General features: G+C 65.1%; 1 protein-coding gene. It reads left to right on the top strand.

Features of this window, described 5'->3' with window-relative positions; translation table 11 throughout:
- The first annotated feature begins 62 nt into the window (after positions 1-62).
- Complete coding sequence (locus D1J51_RS17655; RefSeq protein ID WP_119077314.1) at positions 63-1,373, top strand: ISL3 family transposase; 1,311 nt, start codon at positions 63-65, stop codon at positions 1,371-1,373.
- Positions 1,374-1,378: the final 5 nt, after the last annotated feature.

The following is a 1,378-nucleotide window of genomic DNA, read 5'->3' as shown; positions in this document are numbered from 1 at the left end:
GAGCGAAGACCTCGTAAGAGAATCAGGGTGTCTAATCCAACGATTCTCTCCACGAGGTCTTCGTGTTCAACGCTACCTTCTCGACCCCTGACCTGACCACGTTCTGCCGTCTCGACGAGCTCGGTCTCGAAGCGATCGGGCAGCGCCTGGAACCCGACTGTGCGATCATCCAGTGCCGCGTGACCGAACCCGATCCGTGGTGCCGCAACTGCGGCGCAGAGGGCTCTCCCCGCGATTCGGTCACCCGGACGCTCGCGCACGAGCCGTTCGGACACCGCCCCACGACCCTGAAGATCCGGGTTCGCCGGTATCGGTGTTCTTGGTGCCGGACCGTGTGGCGAGAAGACACCAGCCAGGCCGCCCCCGAACGGGCGAAGATCTCCCGCGCCGGGGTCCGCTACGCGCTGGAAGCACTCGTGATCGATCACCTCACCGTCGCTCGTGCCGCAGCGAATCTCGGGGTGTCCTGGCACACCGCGAACACCGCGATCCTGGACGAGGGAAAGCGGCGGCTGATCGATGACCCCCACCGTTTCGACGGGGTCACCACGATCGGGGTCGACGAGCACGTGTGGCGGCACAGCCGCCGCGGCGACAAGTACGTGACCGTGATCATCGACCTCACCCCCGTCCGGGACAAGCGCGGCCCGGCCCGGCTGCTCGACATGGTTCCTGGCCGATCGAAGCAGGTCTTCAGCGACTGGCTCGCCGCGAGAACCCAGGCCTGGCGCGACGGGATCGAGGTCGTCGCGATGGACGGGTTCGCCGGGTTCAAGACCGCGTCGAAACAACATCTGCCCGACGCGGTCGAGGTGATGGATCCCTTCCACGTCGTCCAGCTTGCTGGTGATGCGCTTGATCGGGTAAGACAGCGGGTGCAGCAGGAAACCCTCGGGCATCGCGGACGGCGCGGCGACCCACTCTATGCGGTTCGGAAAGTGCTGCGTACCGGAGAGACGTTCCTCACGGAGAAACAGCAGGCCAAGCTCGACGCCGTGTTCGCTGACCCCGCGCATAGGGATGTGTGGCGGGCCTGGCGGGTCTACCAGCAAGTCGTGGCCGCGTATCGAGAGCAGCACTCGGGGCTGGGGCGAAAGCGGCTGCGCGAACTCATCGATGTGTTGCAAGCGACGACGCCGTCCTGGTTCACCGAGCTTCGCAAGCTCGCGTACACACTCGACCGAAGACGTACGGACATCCTCGCGTATTTCGATCACCCGCGGACTTCGAACGGGCCGACCGAAGCGATCAATGGCCGGCTCGAGCACCTCCGAGGTTCCGCGTTGGGGTTTCGGAACCTGGCCCACTACATCGCGAGATCATTGCTCGAGGCCGGAGGGTTCAGGCCGCACCTACACCCCCATTTACGATGAGCCAC

Origin of the sequence: Leucobacter sp. wl10 (assembly GCF_003569785.1) — a bacterium.
In the GTDB taxonomy this organism is placed as follows: Bacteria; Actinomycetota; Actinomycetes; order Actinomycetales; family Microbacteriaceae; genus Leucobacter.
This window is presented reverse-complemented; position numbering and strand designations above follow the sequence as displayed.